Raw genomic sequence first — 19895 nt, forward strand, 5'->3', positions numbered from 1 at the left:
ATGACATTATTGTTTCCGGCGGCGCTGGCTGCACTGACGGCGTTGATCGTGCCGCTCATCCTGCACATCGCGCGACGCCGCGAACAGTTGCTGACGGAATTTGCTGCGCTGCGCTGGCTGCGGCAGAAACCCCGGCCACGGTCGCGTCTGCGGTTCGATGAACGGTTTCTGCTGCTCATCAGGCTATTATTGCTATTGCTGGTCGTGGTCTGGCTCACCAATCCGGTGCTGTTTGGCGCGACCGACCGTCGCCCTTATGTCGCCATCATACCGGGCGCATCATTCGATCCCGCCGTCTTCAAGGATAGTCGCCTGCACTGGCTGGCGCCGGGTTTCCCCGCGATCGACCGACCGCAACCCGTCGGATCGCTGCCTGTCGCCAGTCTGATCCGTCAGATCGATGCCGAACTTCCGGCCGGAACGCCCCTGACAATCGTCGCCCCCGCCATCATTGCCGGAGCGGATGCGGAACGTCCGCGCCTGTCGCGCAAGATTGTTTGGCAGGTTACGCCCGGAACGATGGCCTGGCCCAAAACGGAAACGCCCGTCCCGCCCGCCCTGTCCGTGCGATGGGACGAGGGGCATCGCTCCGCTCTGCCATATATTCAGGCCGCCGCTTCGGCATGGCAGCCTGGCAATCGATCCGCCCATATCGACAGCCGCCCGGTCGATGCTCCTTTGCCTGATGATCGTCATACGCTGATCTGGCTTGCCGGAGGCAGCGTGCCTGAAAAGGTGCTGCGCTGGGCCAGCGACGGCGGAACCGTGATCATGGCGAACGACGCCGTCCTGCCGAAGGATAACTTGACGGTCCCTTTGTGGCGTGATGAAGGCGGCGTCCCGTTGGCCGATGGCCTTCGGTTTGGGAAAGGCCGATTGCTGCATTTCACGCGCCAGCTCCGACCTTCAGACATGCCGATATTATTGGAACCGGATTTTCCTGCGCAATTTGGTGCACTGATCGAGCCGACACCGGCGCCAGACCGCGTGGCGGCCGTCGATTATGCGCCTGTCGGCGGCGCACGATTCTTTGACCAGCCTCCACAATCGCTGCGTTCATGGCTGGCCTTGCTGATCGCAGGCCTTTTGCTGATTGAGCGGTGGATGGCGACCCGGCGCAATCGGAGCACCGCGCCATGAGCGCCGACAGCCTGATCCATCACTGGACTGCGCCCGCACGCCGTCGTGCGTTGATGGAAACGCTGACGATGGCCGCAACGCTCTTGATCGGGCTTGCGGCGATCGCATGGCGGCTATCCGGCCTATGGCTGGCCTTCAGCGTCATGGTGGGCGGCGGCCTGATAGCGCTCATGATAGCCATGGGGCGCGTCGCAGCCTATAATCGGTCATGGCTGATCCGTCGCCTGGACGACAGCCGACCCGATCTGGAAGATAGCAGCGCCCTGATTTTTTCAGATGTCGTCCCGGCATCTCCGCTCGCAGAACTGCAACGTCAGCGTATGGCCGCCCGGCTGGATCAGGGGCGTCCCGAAGATTTAAGGCCCGACTGGTCGCGGCGCAGGCTGACATTGTTCGCCTTTGCCGCCCTCAACATGATTGTCGCCGCGACATTGTGGCCGCATGGCGAAAAGGGGCAGCCTATCCTTTCCCCCAGCAGGGAAGGCATGAATATCCCGCCCGGCGCTCCACGCCTGATCGCGCAAAATCTGCGTATCATTCCGCCTGCCTACACCGGCCTGCCGATGCGCGATGCTGCAACGCTGGATAATCGCGCGCCGCAGGGGTCGCGGCTCGAATGGACGCTGCGCTTCGATCCGCAGGCACAGCGGCCCGCACTGAACATCACCGGTGGAGAGCCGGTCGCGCTTCGTCGCGACGGGGGCAACTGGGTCGCCAGCCGGATATTGGACGCATCCTTTCTCTACCGCGTCGATCCTGGTGCGGCGAAAGGCGTAACTCCGCCGCTCCACCGGATCGACGCGATGATCGACAGTCCGCCACAGGTGAAGGCGCTGTCCCCCACATCCAGTCTGACGATGGTCACACCGGGCCAGCGGAGCTGGACGCCGGTTTTCGCCGCGACCGACGATTATGGCGTTGCAGCCACCGCGCGGCTTCGCATCACATTGGCAATCGGCGAAGGCGAAAATGTGACGTTCAGCGAACGGGAAATCGCCGTTTCAGGCAGCGGACCGGCCCGCGACCGGCGTTTTGCGCCCATGCTTGATTTTTCCAGACAGGGCTTTGCCGCCGGTGGCGATATGGTGGTGCAACTGATCGTGCGCGACAATCGAACGCCAGCCCCGCAGGAAGTGCGTGGTCCAAGCATGATCCTGCGCTGGCCATCGGCCAAACAGCCGGAAAGCAGCGGACTGACCGGCATGGTCAACACCACCCTGCCCGCCTATTTCCGCAGCCAGCGGCAAATCATCATCGACGCCGAAGCCCTGATCAAACGCAAGCGCAGCCTGACGACGGATCGGTATGTGTCCCGATCGGCCGCGATCGGCAGCGACCAGCAGATATTGCGTGGTCGCTACAGCCAGTTCCTCGGCGGCGAAGAGGAAGGTGAACCGGAACTGCCATCGGCGGACGCGGAGGGGCACCATGACGGCGATGGCCATGATCATGGCGGCCCGCCCAAGCAGCCCGCTACAGGATTTGGTGCACCCGAAGATGTGCTGGCCGATTTCGGGCATCCGCACGATGAATCTCCCGCTTCCAGCCTTGATCCCGAGACCCGCGCAATCTTGAAACAAGCGGTCGACCAAATGTGGCAGTCGGAACGCGAACTGAAGCAGGGGCGTCCTGATCTGGCCTTACCCTTTGCTTACAAGGCCCTGCGTTTCATCAAGGAAGTGCAGCAGGCCACCCGCATCTTCCTTTCACGCGTCGGACCGGAACTGCCACCCATCGATGCGAGCCGCCGCATGACCGGCAAACGCGACGGACTGGAAAGCCGCGTCCTGCCGGTCGCGCCCGTAGAAGGCTCGGACGGTCCTGCCGCGGCGGCATGGCGGGCGCTGGGTGATGGTCCCGACGCAATCCACGGCCCGATCGCGCTGGACAGCCTCGAAAGCTGGGTTCGTGCCAACCGCATGCGCTTGCCCGATGCGCTGGCCTTGACCGGTGCGATCGACACGGTGCGGAACGAGCCGGATTGCCGTGCCTGCCGCGCGAAGTTGCGCGCGCTGCTATGGACCGCGATGGAGCGACCGGTGCGCGCGAACCGGCGCAGGCAAGGCGACACGGTTGGAACACGCTATATCCAATCGATTGGCGGTGCACGATGAGCCTCGAGATTGCCACCGCATTCCTGATGGTTATGGCCGTGTTGCTGGGCTGGGCGCGCCTGATGCTATGGCATCGCGCGGTGGGCAAGGTGGGGCAGGCATCGGTTGCAAGGCTGATCCTTCTACTATGCCTGCAGCCTGTCAGCGCCGGCATCCTGTTTTTCGCGCTTTTTCCGCCCGCGACGGATGGCGACACAAGAACGCTGCGAATTGCCACGGCAGGCACATCGAAACTTGCTGGCGCGACGAAAGACGCGCCACTGATCCTGTTGCCCGAAGCGGCCGATATTGACGGCGGTGTTCTTGTCCCAGATCTTGCCACGGCCTTGCGTCAGCATCCAGGCGTGACTGCGATTACGGTTCTGGGCAATGGCCTTACGCCGCGCGATGTGGATGCCGCGCGCGCGCTGGCTGTGCGGTTCACCCCTCCGCCGCAGCGACCTGGCATCGTGCATCTGGCCCAACCTCCGGCCATTGCCCCCGGCGGTCGCTTTTCGACCAGTGGCACTTTGGCAGGTGTCGATCATGCCAGCGTCGAACTGATCGACCCGGCAGGTCGCATCACCGATCAGACAGCGCCCGACAGAGATGGCCATTTCAGCTTGAACGGCACGGCCCGCGCGGCGGGGACAGCTATTTTCACGCTGCGGGTCCGGTCTGGCAAACGAGCTGTGGAGCAGGCGGAAATTCCAGTCTGGACAACGAATGGCGGAAAGCGGCTACGCCTGCTAATATTTGCGGGTGCTCCCGGCCCGGAGGTCAAATATCTCCGCCGCTGGGCCAGCGATGCCGGTTTCGATGTCAGCGCGCGCATGAGCGCTGGTGGCGGCATTGCATTGGGCGACGCCCCTGTGGCGATGAGCACCGCAGAGTTGCGCCGTTTCGATGTTGCGATCGTAGATGATCGGGCATGGCCAGCGATGCGCGGCCCGATAATGGCGGCGGTACGCGATGGTTTGGGCCTGATATTGCGCGCAGGCGGTGCGATAGACGGCACAACCCGGTCCCAGTGGCAGGCATTGGGCTTCGCGCTGGATGGTCCGGGGGGCATCGTCCCGGTCGCCCTGCCCAAAGCTGACGAACAGGCGGTTATGCGGAGTCGCCATGGGATCGGCAGCGAGGAGGCACCAATCGACATGGCTCTTCCCGAAGACATAGCCCCCGAAGTCAGTCGTTTCGGTTTGATGCCCGGCGGGGGTAATGCCGTTGCGCTTTTGCATGATGATGCTGGCGCCGATCTGGCGGCCTGGCGCGCTGTCGGTAACGGGCGCGTCGCGATATTCAATATGCTCGACAGCTATGCTTTGCGCGTGACCGGGCGTGGCGATCTGTACGATGACTGGTGGAATGCGCTGGCCGGTACGGTCGCACGGCCGACCCCGACCGACAACATGATGCAGGATGTCGTCTGGGTCGGTGAGCGAATGACATTGTGCGACTTGCCGCAATCGACGCGTCTTGCCGCGCCAGACGGCAAGATGATTACATTATCACCAGTCAGCGGCTGCGCCGCATTCTGGCCTGAAAAACCGGGCTGGCATTATCTGCGAAAGGCTGGCGAACTGCGTGCATTCTTTGTGCGGCCGACCACGGTTTTGACCGCGATGCGCAACGCGCGCGACGGACAGGCCACGGCCATGCTGCGGCAGGATGAAGCTGGTGCTGCGCGTGAACGGGTGCCCCAGCATGTCGTATCGACATGGCATTACTGGCTTGCCTGGTTCGCCATCACCATGGCCATGTGGTGGTTCGAACGGTCCAGGATGGGCCGACGTACAGCAATTGTCCCAAACCCACCCCTTGCAACCAGCGCCGCCGCGCCATAGCAATGTGGCCTCGCGGCGTTGGGCCGTACACCGCCTGCCAAAGCCGCATTATTGTCCAGCCTGGATCAGTATCAGGGCAATGCAAACATGATACGCACGCTGATGGCAAACCAGTTAGGTGACGACGATCCTGCCGGCTTGTTCAAAACGATGAAGGTCGCACAGACCGCCCAGCCCGCACTCATCGAGAATTTCGCCGTCGAATGGACCCGTTTCGTATCGCAGAAATTCCGAAACCTGCCCCCGGAAAAGCGGCAGGAAGCACGCGACGAAAACTTTGCATCATTCTGGCTGACGGCAAATGGCATATGGAACCAAGAACGTCGGAAGGCGTCGACATGCGCGCTGTCGGACGCAGGGCGGAAGGACGATGCCATTGCGCAGATGGATAGTCTGATCGCTCTGGGCGTCGATCAATATCCCGACCTTGTATCGCAGGTTACCAACCGGGCAGCGATGTTCAATGGTGCCGACATGCCCGACCGCGCACTCGCGGCCGCCATTGAAGCGGACGAGAAATATTCTTCCCATGCCAGCACCTATGGCGAAATGTGGATATGGGCAGGCAAGTCCTGCGCACTTCGCGAACTGAACCGGGTCGATGAAGCAAAAATGGTCGAACTGAAGATCTCGGAAAATACCGAGGAGAATAAGGCGGCCGCAACCATGGCGGCGGCCTGCCGCGGCGATCAGGCGCTGATCGAAAAACTGCTGGTCGAAAGGCTGGACAAGGCAGATGATCGCGAAGGCGCGTTGGGACTGTACATGCGGTTCGGCATGCCGTCCGTACAATCGCGGTTCGACGCGAAACTGGCCAGGGTGATGGAGGCGGCACGGCGCGCACCGGCCGTGCAGGCCAAGTTCGCTGAATATGGCCGGGTGATCGACTTCGCGGGAAGCCAGGCCCATTGGAGCGAGTTCTGATCCGGCCGCCTCAATCCGCCATATAGAAGTCGCGCAACGCCCGGGCATCGTGCAGGGCGTTGTGTGGCACGCGGCTGTTGGCTGCGGCGCTGAAGCCAGCGGCGTTGATCAATTCCAGGCGCAGCCCGAAATCGACGCCCGCCATCCGCCCCGGCCCCGTGACCAGCAAGGCGCAGAAATGCGCCAGATCCTCCGGCCAGTCGGCGATGATGACGGGATCGCTGTCCCCTTCCAGATAGGAGGCGACATGATCCGCAGCTTCGACCCGGTTCAGTTCCAGATCGATCCCCGGCGGGACATGGCGCAGATAGGGGATGACATGTTTTTCGACCCACGGCTCGATGTCGTCGGGCAGGGGCAGCGAGACGTAAAATTCCTGATCACCATATTCGGGGACAAGCGCGACGCTGATCAGCGTGCCGCCGAAGCCATTGAATTCGGTGTCGAGGAAATAGCGCATGAAGAAGAAAACCGCCTGTCCATATCTGGCGTCAAATGCGATGACGCAGGTCCGGAGGTGCCTGTAGCATTTGCGTGACGGATGCCAAGCTGCCATGCGCGCCCATGCGATGGGTGGTGCGGCCATGCCCCATCCACTGGACGGAAGGAAAAGATCATGATCCCGCGGGAATATCTGGATTCGGCGCAGGTGCCGGGCGGGCAGGAACTGAAACTGTACCGGCGCGGCAAGGATCATATGATCGTGCTGGATCGCAACGAATTGATGAGCAGCCGCATGAGCGGATCGGAAAAGCAGCTGGCGCTGATGACGATCGAACGGCTGAAAGGACGCAAGGCGCCGCATCTGCTGATCGGCGGCTATGGCATGGGCTTTACCCTGCGCGCTGCGCTGGGCGCGCTGGATGGAACGGCGAAGGTGACAGTGGCGGAACTGGTGCCAAAGATCATCGAATGGGCACGCGGGCCGATGATCGATCTGATGGACGGATGCCTGGACGATCCGCGCGTCCATCTGGTCATCGATGATGTTGTGCCCGTGATCGCGGCGCGCCATGCGACCTATGACGCGATCCTGCTGGACGTGGACAATGGCCCCGACGGGTTGACCGCCGCCGCCAATGACCGGCTTTATTCAGCGGCGGGGCTGGCGACGGCCAAGGCGGCGCTGAAACCGGGTGGCATATTGGCGGTCTGGTCGGCCGGGTCGGACGATCCCTTCACCCGCCGCCTGCGCAATGCGGGCTTCATGGTGGACGAAGTGGCGGTCAAGGCGCGCGACAATGGCAAGGGACCGCGCCATGTCATCTGGTTCGCGCAGAAGCGGTAAGGGATCACGCCGTCAATGAAAGTCCCGCGATTTCGGCAATATCCGGACATCGCGCGGATGACGACGTGGTGACGGCAGCGCGCGGGGATGGGCAGGATGCGTTGCTTCGTCGCTGCGCGCCATCGGCTGTTCGTTCAGCCATGCCAATGCATTGCTGGCGTCGATAACCCGGTCAACCATCAGATGGACGACATTTTCCTTGCTGCGCTGAACCTCTCCGTCGATCAGCATCAGGCGGGATGCCATGACGGCCCGCCGCTGCTTTTCCATGTCCCGCGCCCATAGCAGCGCGTTGACGATACCGCTTTCATCCTCGATCGTGATGAAGACCGCATTGCCCTTGCCTGGGCGCTGGCGGATCAGCACCACGCCTGCGACCCGGACTTTCGTGCCGTCCTTCGCCGCGTTGACACTGGCGCAATCCACCGCCCCCTGTGCTGTAAAATGGCCGCGCAGAAACTGCATTGGATGCCCTTTGAGAGAGAGGCGGTGGGTCGCATAGTCGATCGCGACTTCTTCCGACAACGGCATCACCGGCAATGCGGCGTCAGGCTCGCGCCCCAGTTCGGGCAGATCCTGTGCCGCGAACAGAGGCAGTTGAGCGGGCGGCACCCGACGCGCTTCCCAGCCCGCCTGCCGTCGGTTCTGGCCGATGGATCGCAACGCATCGGCATCCGCCAGCAGATGCAGGGCACGGGCGGGCATCCCGGCCCGACGCGCCAGATCCTCCATATCACGGATCGGCGCTTCTTCCCGCGCCGTCTTCAATGCCTGCGCCCATTCCTGACGAAAGCCGTCCATCCGGTTGAGGCCAAGGCGCAGCACCCGCTCCCCTTCCAGACTACTGTCCCATTCGCTGGCCAGCACATCGATCGGTCGCACTTCCACGCCATGATCCTGCGCATCGCGCACCAGTTGCGCAGGCGCGTAGAAACCCATGGGCTGGCTGTTGAGAAGCGCACAGGTGAAGGCGGCGGGATAATGGCATTTGAGCCATGACGATACATAGGCAAGCCAGCCGAACGCCTGCGCATGACTTTCGGGAAAGCCATATTCGCCAAAGCCCTCTATCTGTTTGAAACAGCGTTCGGCAAATTCGCGTTCATAACCGCGGCTCACCATGCCTTCGATCAGGTCGGTCTGATATTTACTGACTTCTCCCGTGCGTCGAAATGTCGCCATGGCCCGTCGCAATCCATCCGCCTGAGCAGGCGAAAAGCCACCCGCGACGATCGCCAGCTTCATCGCCTGTTCCTGAAACAGCGGGACACCCATCGTCTTGCCCAGCACTTCCTCCAGTTCATCCGGATGATCGGGTGGCCCCGGCAGTTCTGGCTTTTCTTCCCCCGACCGCCGCCGCAGATAAGGGTGGACCATCCCCCCCTGTATCGGCCCCGGCCGCACGATCGCCACCTGAATGACGAGATCGTACAGTTCCTTCGGTTTCAGGCGGGGCAGCATGGCGATCTGCGCGCGGCTTTCGACCTGAAATGTGCCGATGCTGTCGCCTTTTTGCAGCATCTGATAGGTCGCCTTGTCCTCCTGTGGCACCCGGTCCAGCGTCAGGTCGCCCAGATGATGGGATCGCATCAGGTCGAAACTCTTGCGGATCGCCGTCAACATGCCGAGCGCCAATATATCGACCTTCATCAGGTGCAATGTGTCGAGATCATCCTTGTCCCATTCGATGAAGGTCCGGTCGGGCATGGCCGCATTATGGATCGGCACCAGTTCGTCCAGTCGCCCCTGACTGAGCACGAAACCCCCGACATGCTGCGACAGGTGGCGGGGAAATGCATAAAGCTGCTCCGCCATGTCGCGCAGGCGCGCCAGTTCCGGGTTTGCAGGGTCGAACCCCGCTTCGCTCAGGCGGTTTTCGGGCAGTCCTTCCCCGCCCCAGCCCCAGATCGTGCCGGACAGGCGCGCCGTCACATCCTCCGTCAGGCCCAGCGCCTTGCCCACTTCGCGCAATGCGCTGCGCTGGCGATAGCGGATGACCGTGGCTGCTATCCCTGCCCTGTCGCGGGAATAGCGTTCGTAGATATATTGCATCACCTCTTCGCGCCGTTCATGTTCGAAATCGACATCGATGTCCGGTGGTTCATGGCGATTGTCCGACAGAAATCGGGAAAAGAGCAGTTTCTGTTCCACCGGATCGATCGGCGTTACGCCCAGCAGGAAACAGACCAGCGAATTGGCCGCCGACCCGCGACCCTGACACAGGATCGGCGGATCGAGGCTGCGGGCATAAGCGACGATGTCGTGAACGGTCAGGAAATAATAGGCATAGTTGCGCTTCCCGATCAGCGTGAATTCTTCGTCCAATACCTCCCGATAACGCGCCGGCAGTCCTTCGGGGAAACGCGCTCTGGCCTTTTCCTCCACCAGATGTTCCAGCCATGCCTGCGGCGCCCAGCCCGGTGGCACCGGTTCATGCGGATATTCATAGACCAGCTGATCGAGCGTGAAGTCGATGCAGCCCAGCAGATCCTGCGTCGCGGCGATCGCCTGCGGACAATCGGCGAACAGGCGCGCCATTTCGGCGGGTGTCTTCAGATGCCGTTCGGCATTGGCGGCCAGACGCCTGCCCGCCGTCTGGATGGTCAGCCCTTCGCGGATACAGGTCAGCACATCCTGCATCGGCCGATCCGCCGCCTCCGCATAAAGCGGATCGTTGGTGGCGATCAGCGGCACGCCAATATCCCTTGCCAGCGCCATCCGCTGCGCCAGCATCCGCGCATCACGCCCGGTTCGCCCCATGGTCGCCGCCAGCCACAGATGCGGCGTTGCCGCGCGCAGCCGCGCCAGCAGCGGCGCATCGCCATCCATCGCGATCAGCGCCATATCCTGCGCATGATCGATCAGATCGGATAGCGCCAATTCGCATTCGCCCTTGATCGCGCGACGATTGCCCAATGTCAGCAGCCGGGTTAGCCGCCCCCAGCCAAAGCGCGTCCGGGGATAGGCGACGATGTCCGGCGCACCATCGGCAAAGACCAGCCGCGCGCCGACGATCAGGCGCATGGTGACGCCCAGCGGCCGCAGATCCTTCAGTGCCTGATGCGCGCGGACCACGCCCGCCACGCTGTTGCGGTCGGCAATGCCGATGGCCGTCATGCCCAGATGCGCGGCCTGTTGCACCATCGCGCCGGGATGGGATGCCCCGCGCAGAAAACTGAAATTGGTGGCGGCCACGACTTCGGCAAAAGGCGGACCGGGATCGGGCGATGCGCTCATGCGAACAGGCCGTGCAGATACCAGCCTATGTCCACGCCTTCATCGAACAGGCCATGGCGGAACATCCAGTAACGGCGGCCTTCGTCATCCTCGACCCGATAATAGTCACGGGTGCGCCCAGCCCCGCCCGGCTGATGGCCATTGCGTTTGCGCCACCATTCCGCCGCGAACCGTTCCGGCCCTTCGGCAAGGCGGACCTGATACAGGCGATCGCGCCAGCGGAAGCGTTGCGGCGGACCGTCGGGCACGCCTGCGATCACTGCCACCGGCTGAGGCGGATCGAACAGCAGCAAAGGCCGGGGTTGCGCCTGTTCCGTCGCGCTTCGGTCCCATTTAAGTCCCTGCGTTGCGGGCACCATCCGTTGCGCCAGTTCAGGCAGATGCCGGTCGCAGGGTTTCAAACGGCGGACATTGTCTGGGCCAAGGCGGATGGACAGTCGATCGATCAGTGCAACGATGGCGTCTTCATGCGCCATCGCTTCCCGCCCATCCATCGCCTGTTGCCGTTCGGCCAGCGGCTCCACGCGCGGCACGGTCACCAGCACGGCGTCGAAACCGAAACCGGGATCAAGCGGATCGGCCAGACTGTCGATCCGTTCCCGCAACAGACGCAGTACGGCGGCAGGATCCCGCACCGGTTGCCCGGTTTCGATCTCAAGCCCCTGCCGCACGCCATCGCTGCGCAGCAACCCGACGGCAAAACGCCTGCCCCCCAATTTGCGCGCCTCCATCTGCCGCGCGACCTGTTCCAGCAGATCCTCGATAACGTCCATCACATCATCGGTACGGGCGATGGGTTCGGGAAAGCGGGCCTGCGCACATATGGGGATGACGGCGGGGCGTGGCGCGATGGGACTGGGCGCTTCGCCCAGTATCTGGCGCAAGCGCGTGACGGCCTGTTCCCCGAACCGCGCCGCGATCATGCCCATCGGCCGCCGCGCCAGATCGCCGATGCTACGCAATCCGGCACGGCGCAGCGCCGCCAGCCCACCATCGTCCAGTTCCAGCGCAGCGACCGGCAAGGTCATGACATCCATCGATCGTCCACCATGGCGCGCCAGCGCACGGGCCGACATGGCATTGGGACCAAAGCCATGGCGGCTGACCAAACCGGCCATGGCCCGCGCCTGCCGGGCCAGCGCCTGTCGCCCGCCAAACAAATGGGTGCAGCCGCTGATGTCCAGGATCAGGCCATCCGGCGGATCGAGCGCCACCATCGGCGTGAAATGCCGCATTTTTTCGAGCAATCGATCCAGCATACGGGCATCGGCCACCGCATCGGCAGGGCGCGTCACGACGAACGGGCAACGCGCCCGCGCATCGGCCAGCGTCATGCCGATGCTTAACCCCTGTTCGAGCGCCAGCCTGTCCACCGACGCCAGACGCAATGCATTGCCGATCCGTTCAACCAGAACGACCGGTTGCAGGGAGGGATGGTCAGGCGACCTGTCGTGCGGCGTCTCCATCGCCGCGCGCGTCCGTTCGCAGGCGAGAAAAGGGAACCATAGTGCCAGGCACAATCTTTTCTTCGTCCTCCCCTGCACCGACATTGTCCCTGAAACATCCATTGTCCGCATCCCATGACAGTCGCCATCGCCCGCCGGCAGGGCCGTTGCGGCAACGGAGCAGTTCGGCTTCGATCATCGGCAGTCCGGGAGCATTCGCCTCCAGCGGCGCAGAAGGCACGCTGCGGATCATCCAGCGGGTCTGTGCCCCGCTAGATCGCTGTTCCGCGCCGCCCCGCAGCATGAAGATGATCGCGCCGGATGCTTCGGCCGCCAGCACCAGCCGCCGACTGGCGGTCAGGTCATAGTCGGCAAAGCGCCCATCGCTTTCGAACATGATCATCGCCACGCCGGGACAGCGCGCAGCCTCCAGCCCGGCCCGCAGCATGTCGACTTCGCTTTTCGCATCCACGATCGTCAGCCGCGCCGGGTCGACGCCGCATGACGCCAGTCCATCGCCCGAAAATATCGTCGGCACATGCATGCGGCGCGGCGTTCGAAACGCAAAAATCGCGCCCGATCCGCCATGTCCCTGCGCCAATGCGAAAAGGATGGCGGCCGCCCTGTCTTCCATAGCGTTATGCACTTCATGCAGATGCCCCCGTCCCAATGTCGGGAACGGCATATCCGCATGCGGCATATTCCCCCCTCGAAAACGGGGTTGCTGAAAAAAATCCTTGGCTGGCATGATACGAATCACTCTTTATGTTCTCGTTATGTTCCTTTCTTCATGGTTCGTCCAGTCCGTAACTGGCAGATGTCCGTGGCCGCTGGCGCTGGGCATGGAATGCCCATAGCGGCCAGCGGGCCGACCTACGAACGCTCCAGCGGATCGCCGCCGTCGTGCGCTGCGTCTGCCTTTTCAGCCGATATGTTTCAGAATGTCGGTGGATTCCGGTCGGTCCAGCCAATCCGGGCTGACATGCAGCCATTGCACATCCCGCCCCTGCCCGACCAGAAGTATCGCGGGTTGCGGCAGTTCCCAGCTATGCGTGCCGGTCACTTCGCCGATCCAGCCCGGCGGCGGTGGCGACGGACGATGATCGGGTTGGAAGCTGATACCCAAAATCCGCGCGAATCCGTTGTCGGCATCGGTCGCGACATGGAAAGGCAGGCTATGGCGCTGCTTTATGTCGCGCAGGCGATCGGGTTGCTGCGGGCTGAGCGCAACCAGCGGAATGCCGCGTTCGGCCAGTGCGGGCCAGAGCGTTTCGGCATAATAGGGCAAGGCAATATTGCAGGCAGGACACCCCGCAAACCGGAAGAACATGAACAGCGCCGGGCCATTGGCGGTTAGCCCGTCGAGATCGATCACGCCGCCATCGACTTCCTGGAAAGACAAAGGCGGCAGTAACGTGCCCGGCTGCGCTACTACCGTGGGATCGAAACGTTCGGTCAATATGCGGCGCTGATCGGCATTGGCCTGCAACTGCGCCGGCGCCCAGTTTCGTTCCCGTTCCGCCTGCAAAGCGGCATAGCGGTCCTTGAGGCTGTGGGTGAGAAGTGTCGCCATCATGATCTCCTTGGGTCGGGATCATGATGGCGGCAGGGCTATTTCATCGCCAATGAGAGTTGCGTGCGCAGCGACGATGAATCGTCATAGTTTCAGGCGGCATCCTGCCTTTGCACGCGTGGCTGATGTCGGCTCGCGGGAATGGACAGGCCCAGATTGCCGCGCAGCGTATCGGCCTCATAATCGGTTCGGAACAACCCCCGCGCCTGAAGGATCGGGACGACTTCTTCAACAAAGCGCCTGAACTGCGCGGGATGGCCTAGATGGACGTTCAGGCCATCGAGGGCGCGGCCGTCGAACCAGCGCTGGATTTCGTTCGCAACCGTTTGCGCCGAACCGACGAAGGGACTGCGGCGCCCCACCCGCGCCCGCTCCACCGCCTGACGCAGGGTCAACCCCTGTTCGACGGCCTGTTCCGTCACCTTCTTCGCCTGCGTGTAAAAGCTGCTCTTCGCATGTTCCAGCGCTTCGACCGGAAACGGTGCATCGGGATCATATTGGCGGAAATCATGCCAGCCAAAGGGGCGGCCGAACTCCGCCAGCGCCTGATCGAAGCTCTGATCCTGTTCGCGATAATGGCGCTGGATGTCCTGCGCCTGTTCGTCGGTATCGCCGATATAAACGAAGAAACCGGGCAGGATCACGATTTCGTCCGGATTGCGCCCCTGCTGCACAGCGCGTCCTTTCAGGTCGGCGTAGAAGGCCTGCCCCTGTTCGATCGTTGCCGCATGGGTGAAAATGGCGTCGGCGATCGTCGCCCCCAGATCGCGCCCCTGATCGCTGTCGCCCGCCTGAAATATCACCGGTTCGCCCTGCGGCGAGCGCTGGATGTTGAGCGGGCCGACGACCTGAAAAAACTCGCCGCGATGGTCGAGCCGATGCAGTCGTTCGGGATCGAGGAACCGCCCGGCCGCCCGGTCGCGGACCAGTGCACTCTCTTCCCAACTGGACCACAGGCCGCGCGCCACATCCAGAAATTCGGTCGCGCGGCGATAGCGGGTATCATAGTCGAAATGGTCTGGCAGGCTGAAATTGCCCGCCGTGCCCGCATCCCCGCTGGTCACCACATTCCACCCGGCGCGCCCCTTGCTGATCAGGTCGAGCGAGGCGAAGCGGCGGGCGAGGTTGAATGGATCATTATAGGATGTCGTCAGTGTGCCGACGAGGCCGATATGGCTGGTCGCCACCGCCAGCGCCGACAACAGGGTCAGCGGTTCCAGTCGGTTGAGATAATGGGGCGGCGAATGCTGCGTGATGAACTGGCTGTCGACGATGAAGACCAGGTCGAACTTCGCCGCCTCCGCCTGCCGGACGACATCGATATACCAGTCGATATTGACGCTGGCATCGACCGGAATTTCGGGGTCCAGCCATCGGTTGCTGTCGCCGGGACCACCCACGCCGGTAGGGACGAGACCGAGTTTGAGTTGTCGTTTGGCCATGAACCGCCCCTTATGCGTCAAAGCCGGGGGACTGGCGGCCTGCCTTGCGCAGGGCGGCTTCCCAGACGAGGTCATAATGCGACTTGCCGCCTTCCACTGGTTTGCGTTCGCGGCTGATCTGGCGGCGCACTTCCTCCTGCGCTTCTTCGGGCGCGATCAGCACCCGGTCGCGGCCGATGGACAATGATCGCACCTGCGCCTTGCAGGCTTCCTCCAAATGATAGATGCCGCTGAACGCTTCACCCGGCGATGCGCCCAGCGCCAGCGTACCATGGTTGCGCAGCAGCATGACCTTCGTATCGCCAAGGTCGGCGACCAGCCTTTCACGCTCATCCAGATTGAGCGCGACGCCTTCATAATCATGATAGGACAGGCGCGGGATCAGGGCGAGCGCACGCTGGTTCAGCGGCAGCAATCCTTCGGCATGGGCGGACACGGCCATGCCGTCGGCGCTGTGGAAATGGGCGATATAATGGGCGTCGTCGCGTGCGCCATGGATCGCCGAATGGATGACATAGCCCGCATAGTTGATGCCATAATCGCTTTGCCCGATGACATTGCCGTCGAGGTCCACCTTCACCAGGCTGGACGCGGTGATTTCATCGAACATCAGGCCGAAAGGGTTGATCAGGAAATGATGGTCCGGCCCCGGTACGCGGGCGGAGATGTGGGTGTAGATGAAATCATCCCAGCCATAGAGAGCCGACAGGCGATAGAAGGCGGCAAGGTCTATGCGGACCTTCCATTCCGCTTCGCTGATGCCAGATGCGCGGAAACGATCGTCTTTCAGGACTGCAGCCATGGGAATGCTCCTTTGCGGGGGAATTTAGGGGCCGGGCGACGATGCGCCCAATGAGAATGTCTGATGGTTGGGCAAGCGCCGCTCATGTCGGGAAGACGCCCGGATCGACGATGTCTGCGACAGCGACATGGACAGGCAATTCGCCGTCGGCATGGAAGCGATCAACCACCCGTTGCAGCGGCTTGATGACTGTATCGTCGGGTGGGATCAGCACCGGGTTCTGCCGGTCCACGATCAGCTTCGCCAGTTTCGGATCGACGCCGGTCGCCTTTGCAAAGACGCTGGCGTAGAGGTCTGGATGCGCCTGCGACCACTGGCTGGCGGTGCGCAGGCGGGACAGGACATCCCGCAACGCATCGCGCTTCGCTGGATCGGCCAGCGCGGCGTCCGATGCGGCGATCAAGGTCAGGCCGGTATTGATCCCCGATCCGTCACGAAGCAACCGTGCGCCCCGCGCCTCAGCCGCGATCTGATAGGTGCCGAATGTCGCCCACGCCTCTATCCGCCCGGCGGCGAAGGCGGCGGCGGCATCGTTGGGCAGCATGAAACCGATGCCGACAGCCTTGCGATCGACCTTCGCTTCCTTGAGCGCTTCGAGCAGCAGATAATGGGATATGCTGCCCCGCGCACTGGAGACGATGACGCGATGGCCCTTGAGGTCCGCGACATGGCGGATGGGCGATCCGGGCGGCACGATGATGCCGATGTCACGGGTGGAGGACAGCGATCCCGCGATCACCTTGAGCGGCGCGCCCGCCGCCGCCGCCAGCACGACGGGCAGGTCGCCCGCGGGCGCGGTATCCACCGCCCCGGCATTGAGCGCTTCCAGCAAGGGCGCCGCACCCACGAAATTGGCCCATTCTATGTCATAGGACAGGTTCTGGAGCGCGCCTGCCGCCTTCGCCTTCGACTGGAGCAGATGGACCTGATCGCCCAGCACCAGTTTCGTGCGACCGCCCTTCCCGGCCCCGCCGCATGCGGTGAGGCCAAGCGCGGCAGCGCCGACGAGAAAGGTGCGTCGATCAGAAAGCAAGTGCGATCCGTCCATAATAATAGCCACCTGCGGGATTGAAGGGCGACGGGCCATAATAGCCCTGCCCGGTCTGGGGATTGCCCGGCCCGTTGGTTTCGGGACGAACGTCGAACAGGTTGGTCGCGCCGACGGACAGGGTCGCAAATTGCGTCACCTTTGCGCTGATGCTGGCGTCGGTGATCAGCTTCGCGCCGAAATAGCGGTCGTCACCCGCGGCGGTGCGCTGCGTATATTTGCCGTAGCGCGTGTTGGTGATGCTGAGGCCGAAAATGCCCTTCGACCAGTTAAGCGTGCTCACCAGTTTCGTGCGCGGTTGCAGCACTTCCAGTTCGCCCAGCTTGTCGCCGCCGAAGAATACGGAGCCAGCGCCCAGCAGAGAGGCGCCGTCAGCCCCGAACAATTGCGCCGGGGGCGCCACGACATCGCTCACTTCCGTCTTGCTGTAGTTGAAGGCGAAGGTCAGGCCGAGCTTGCCCAGATCGCCAAGGCCAGTGGAATAGTCGGCGACCAGATCGAAGCCCTTGGTCTCCGTATCGGCAGCGTTGATGAAATATTCCGCCTGTTCGATGTCGGACAGGCCGTTGGCGGCGAGGATCGCGGAAATGCCGGGGCCGAACAGGCGGCCCGTGCGCTGGATGCGATCCCTGATACGGATATAATAGCCATCGAACGTGACCGACAGCGCCGAGATCGGCGTGAAGACGATGCCCAGTCCGGCATTCCACGTCTTTTCCGCCTTTAGCTGTTTTGCGCCCAGCAACTGGCCGACATTGCTGTCCGCCGTGACCAGTTTCGCGACGGTGGGACGCAACTCCGTCTGGCCGGTTGCGGCGTTGAAGAAGGAGGATGTGCGCCCGTCCGTCTGCGCATAGCCGACCTGCGTCAGCGATGGCGCGCGGAAACCGGTGCCCACCGTGCCGCGAATGGCGAGCGCGGGGCTGATTTCATAACGGCTGTTGAGTTTGAGGCCAACCGGGCTGCCCGAACCGTCGCTATAATGTTCGGCGCGGACCGCGGCACCGATATACCAGGCGTCGGTGGGATAGAGGCCGATATCGACATAGCCCGCATAAACCTTTCGACTGATGTCGGCTTCGTCGGCGGGGGACAGGACGATCGCGCCCTGCACCACGGGCGATGCAACGCGGCCGACATTCCAGTCATATTGCTGGTCCCCCGGTTTGAACGTGTAGGTCGCACCCTGATAGGCCAACGGATCGCCCGCGAAGGTGCGGAAGCGGTCGAGCCGATATTCGCCGCCGATCGACACTTCCAGCGGCTTTGCGAAACCGATGTCGAATTCCCGGTGCAGGTCGACATTATGGGTCCACTGGCGGAACTCGAAATTGGCGAGATTGGGCCATTGGGTGGGGCTGGTGGGACCAAGCGACGGGCGGATCGACAGTTTCGACCATTGGCGGCTGGCGTTGCGGCCGAAGGAGGAGGAGATGTCATAATCCCAGCCGACCAGCGTCCCCTTCAACCCGCCGACGAACTGAAAATCCGTCTCGTCGATATTGTTGAGCGGATAATAGCCGTCGGGGAAGAGTGATGTGAAGTTGGCGGTGCTGTTGGGGCGACGGAAATTATTGCCGATTTGGGCGTCGCGCTCGCCATAGGTGCCGAAGCTGTAGAGGGTCGCGTTGTCGCTGACCGGCAGCTGGGCATTGTAGCCCAGGTTGAATGCCTTGATCTGAGGATCACCATTATGCGCGCCGTCGCGGTTCCACTCCGCGTTGCGGGCATTAGCTTCCGCTATGTTCGCTTCCACCTGCGCGCGGGTCAGGCCGCTGCTGGCGACGACCTGATCGATGGTACGTCCGGCGGGCAGGCCATAGAGGTTGGTGTCGGTCGACAGCAGGTTCCACCATGCCCCGCCCCGCTTGCGCACATCGCCGCTGATCGTCAGGAAGCCGCCGTCGCCAATCTTCGTGCCGTAACGGATCGTGCCCTTCCAGCTGTCCGGCTTCCCATTGGCGTCATAGAGCGTGCCATAAGTGAAATCGCCGCTCAGCCCTTCCTTTTCCGCCAGTTGGATATTGATGACGCCTGCAATCGCATCGGTGCCATATTGGGCGGCGGCGCTGTCCTTCAGAACCTCTATCCGGTCGATGCCGCTGGTGGGGATCAGGTCGATGTCCACCGGGTTGGCGCCCGATGTGTCGGCCGTGCTGTTATTGAGGAAAGCGCCGTTATGGCGCCGTTTTCCGTTGACCAGCACCAGCGTGTAAGCGGGGGCGAGGCCCCGGTTGGTGACCGGGCGACCGATGGAAAACACGCCCGCATGGGTCGACCCGAAATTGATCGACGGCAGCAGTTTCGACAGCGCTTCGCCAAATTCGGCGGAACCGGTCGCCTGCAATTTGTCCGCGCCCACGACGTCGATCGGCGCCGGGCTTTCCGCGATGGTACGCGGCGCGCCACGGACGCCGGTGACGATGATCGTCCCGGCGTCCGCAGCGACATCTTCCGGCGCAGCGATTGCCTGTGCCAGCGCCGGTGATACAGCGAAGGAGACAATCGTGAGCGCTGACGATGCAAGATAGGCAGAAACGGTCTTCATCTGTTATAATCCCCAATATTGTTGGGGCCTGTCTATTTTCTACTTATTTAGTTGAAAAATGACTTTACGACCGGATCGATGATTAAAGTTAAACTTTAGATTAGCTTTCCAATGACGAAGTTATTGTTTCGCAGATACGCCGAAACTGGCGTCGAATGCCTGCGCGACGTCGCGCCTGCCATCGGTCAAGCCTGCCCGCTGGAAACGGGCTGTGATGCCCTGTTCATGCGAGACGATCTGACCGTCGATCGGCTGCGCGACGCGATTGTTGCGGTCGAAGCTGGCGCGGGCGATGTCGAGCGGCAGGCCCGTTTCCTTCGCCAGCACCTTTGCAAAATCATCCGGATGCGCCCGCGCCCAGGCGACGGCCTTCGCCTCCCGCTTCAGGAAGTCGGCCAGCATCGCCCGCTTGGGATCGATGGAGTCCGCATGCGCAATATCGATATAGATGGGCAGGCCATAGTCCTTCGCATCCACGATCGCGCGCGCGCCTTCCTTGATCGCGACA

At 62.6% G+C, this 19895-nt stretch carries 14 protein-coding genes and 1 pseudogene; 5 read left to right on the forward strand and 10 right to left on the reverse strand.

Annotated features, from left to right (window positions below):
* From ACOJSJ_RS18565 to ACOJSJ_RS18580, 4 genes are all read left to right on the forward strand, one after another.
* Nucleotides 1–1140, forward strand: coding sequence for a BatA domain-containing protein (locus tag ACOJSJ_RS18565; RefSeq protein ID WP_420146436.1), 1140 nt, complete (start codon nt 1–3; stop codon nt 1138–1140).
* Entirely contained in the window at nt 1137–3254 is a 2118-nt protein-coding gene (locus ACOJSJ_RS18570; protein WP_420146437.1) for a DUF4175 family protein, read from the forward strand. The genes ACOJSJ_RS18565 and ACOJSJ_RS18570 overlap by 4 nt, the downstream gene beginning before the upstream one ends.
* The gene (locus tag ACOJSJ_RS18575) at nt 3251–5080 is read left to right on the forward strand and encodes a carboxypeptidase regulatory-like domain-containing protein (protein WP_420146438.1); all 1830 of its coding nucleotides are present in this window, start codon (nt 3251–3253) and stop codon (nt 5078–5080) included. Before ACOJSJ_RS18570 ends, ACOJSJ_RS18575 begins: the two co-directional genes overlap by 4 nt.
* Nucleotides 5081–5182: 102 nt before the next feature.
* Nucleotides 5183–6004, forward strand: coding sequence for a hypothetical protein (locus ACOJSJ_RS18580; protein ID WP_420146439.1), 822 nt, complete (start codon nt 5183–5185; stop codon nt 6002–6004).
* Nucleotides 6005–6014: 10 nt separating this feature from the next.
* Here ACOJSJ_RS18580 and ACOJSJ_RS18585 read toward each other — a convergent pair whose 3' ends face one another.
* Nucleotides 6015–6464 carry a hypothetical protein gene (locus ACOJSJ_RS18585; RefSeq protein WP_420146440.1) on the reverse strand — a complete coding sequence of 150 codons (450 nt, stop codon included), beginning with the start codon at nt 6462–6464 and terminating at the stop codon, nt 6015–6017.
* A gap of 156 nt (nt 6465–6620) precedes the next feature.
* Here ACOJSJ_RS18585 and ACOJSJ_RS18590 point away from each other — a divergent pair, with 156 nt between their 5' ends.
* A complete protein-coding gene (locus ACOJSJ_RS18590) occupies nt 6621–7292 on the forward strand; it encodes a spermidine synthase (protein WP_420146441.1) in 672 nt (223 codons plus the stop codon).
* Nucleotides 7293–7304: 12 nt separating this feature from the next.
* Here the strand turns inward: ACOJSJ_RS18590 and ACOJSJ_RS18595 are convergent, their stop codons facing one another.
* From ACOJSJ_RS18595 to ACOJSJ_RS18635, 9 genes and pseudogenes are all read right to left on the reverse strand, one after another.
* Nucleotides 7305–10529: an error-prone DNA polymerase gene (locus ACOJSJ_RS18595; protein ID WP_420146442.1), complete on the reverse strand. Its 3225-nt coding sequence runs from the start codon at nt 10527–10529 to the stop codon at nt 7305–7307.
* On the reverse strand, nt 10526–11995 hold the full coding sequence (locus ACOJSJ_RS18600) for a DUF6504 family protein (RefSeq protein ID WP_420146443.1): 1470 nt from the start codon (nt 11993–11995) through the stop codon (nt 10526–10528). The genes ACOJSJ_RS18595 and ACOJSJ_RS18600 overlap by 4 nt, the downstream gene beginning before the upstream one ends.
* Nucleotides 11967–12674 carry an ImuA family protein gene (locus ACOJSJ_RS18605; protein WP_420146444.1) on the reverse strand — a complete coding sequence of 236 codons (708 nt, stop codon included), beginning with the start codon at nt 12672–12674 and terminating at the stop codon, nt 11967–11969. The genes ACOJSJ_RS18600 and ACOJSJ_RS18605 overlap by 29 nt, the downstream gene beginning before the upstream one ends.
* Nucleotides 12675–12896: 222 nt before the next feature.
* Nucleotides 12897–13550, reverse strand: coding sequence for a peroxiredoxin-like family protein (locus ACOJSJ_RS18610; RefSeq protein WP_420146445.1), 654 nt, complete (start codon nt 13548–13550; stop codon nt 12897–12899).
* A gap of 89 nt (nt 13551–13639) precedes the next feature.
* A complete protein-coding gene (locus ACOJSJ_RS18615) occupies nt 13640–14989 on the reverse strand; it encodes an LLM class flavin-dependent oxidoreductase (RefSeq protein ID WP_420146446.1) in 1350 nt (449 codons plus the stop codon).
* A 10-nt stretch (nt 14990–14999) separates the two neighbouring features.
* Nucleotides 15000–15791 (reverse strand): class II aldolase/adducin family protein, encoded by a 792-nt coding sequence (locus ACOJSJ_RS18620; protein ID WP_420146447.1) that lies wholly within the window; start codon nt 15789–15791, stop codon nt 15000–15002.
* Nucleotides 15792–15873: 82 nt separating this feature from the next.
* Nucleotides 15874–16824 (reverse strand): ABC transporter substrate-binding protein, encoded by a 951-nt coding sequence (locus tag ACOJSJ_RS18625; protein ID WP_420146448.1) that lies wholly within the window; start codon nt 16822–16824, stop codon nt 15874–15876.
* On the reverse strand, nt 16814–19387 hold the full coding sequence (locus ACOJSJ_RS18630; RefSeq protein ID WP_420146449.1) for a TonB-dependent receptor plug domain-containing protein: 2574 nt from the start codon (nt 19385–19387) through the stop codon (nt 16814–16816). The genes ACOJSJ_RS18625 and ACOJSJ_RS18630 overlap by 11 nt, the downstream gene beginning before the upstream one ends.
* 120 nt (nt 19388–19507) lie before the next feature.
* Nucleotides 19508–19895: pseudogene (locus ACOJSJ_RS18635) on the reverse strand (aliphatic sulfonate ABC transporter substrate-binding protein); the annotation flags it as partial.

Source organism: Sphingobium sp., from assembly GCF_048594625.1.
In the GTDB taxonomy this organism is placed as follows: Bacteria; Pseudomonadota; Alphaproteobacteria; order Sphingomonadales; family Sphingomonadaceae; genus Sphingobium.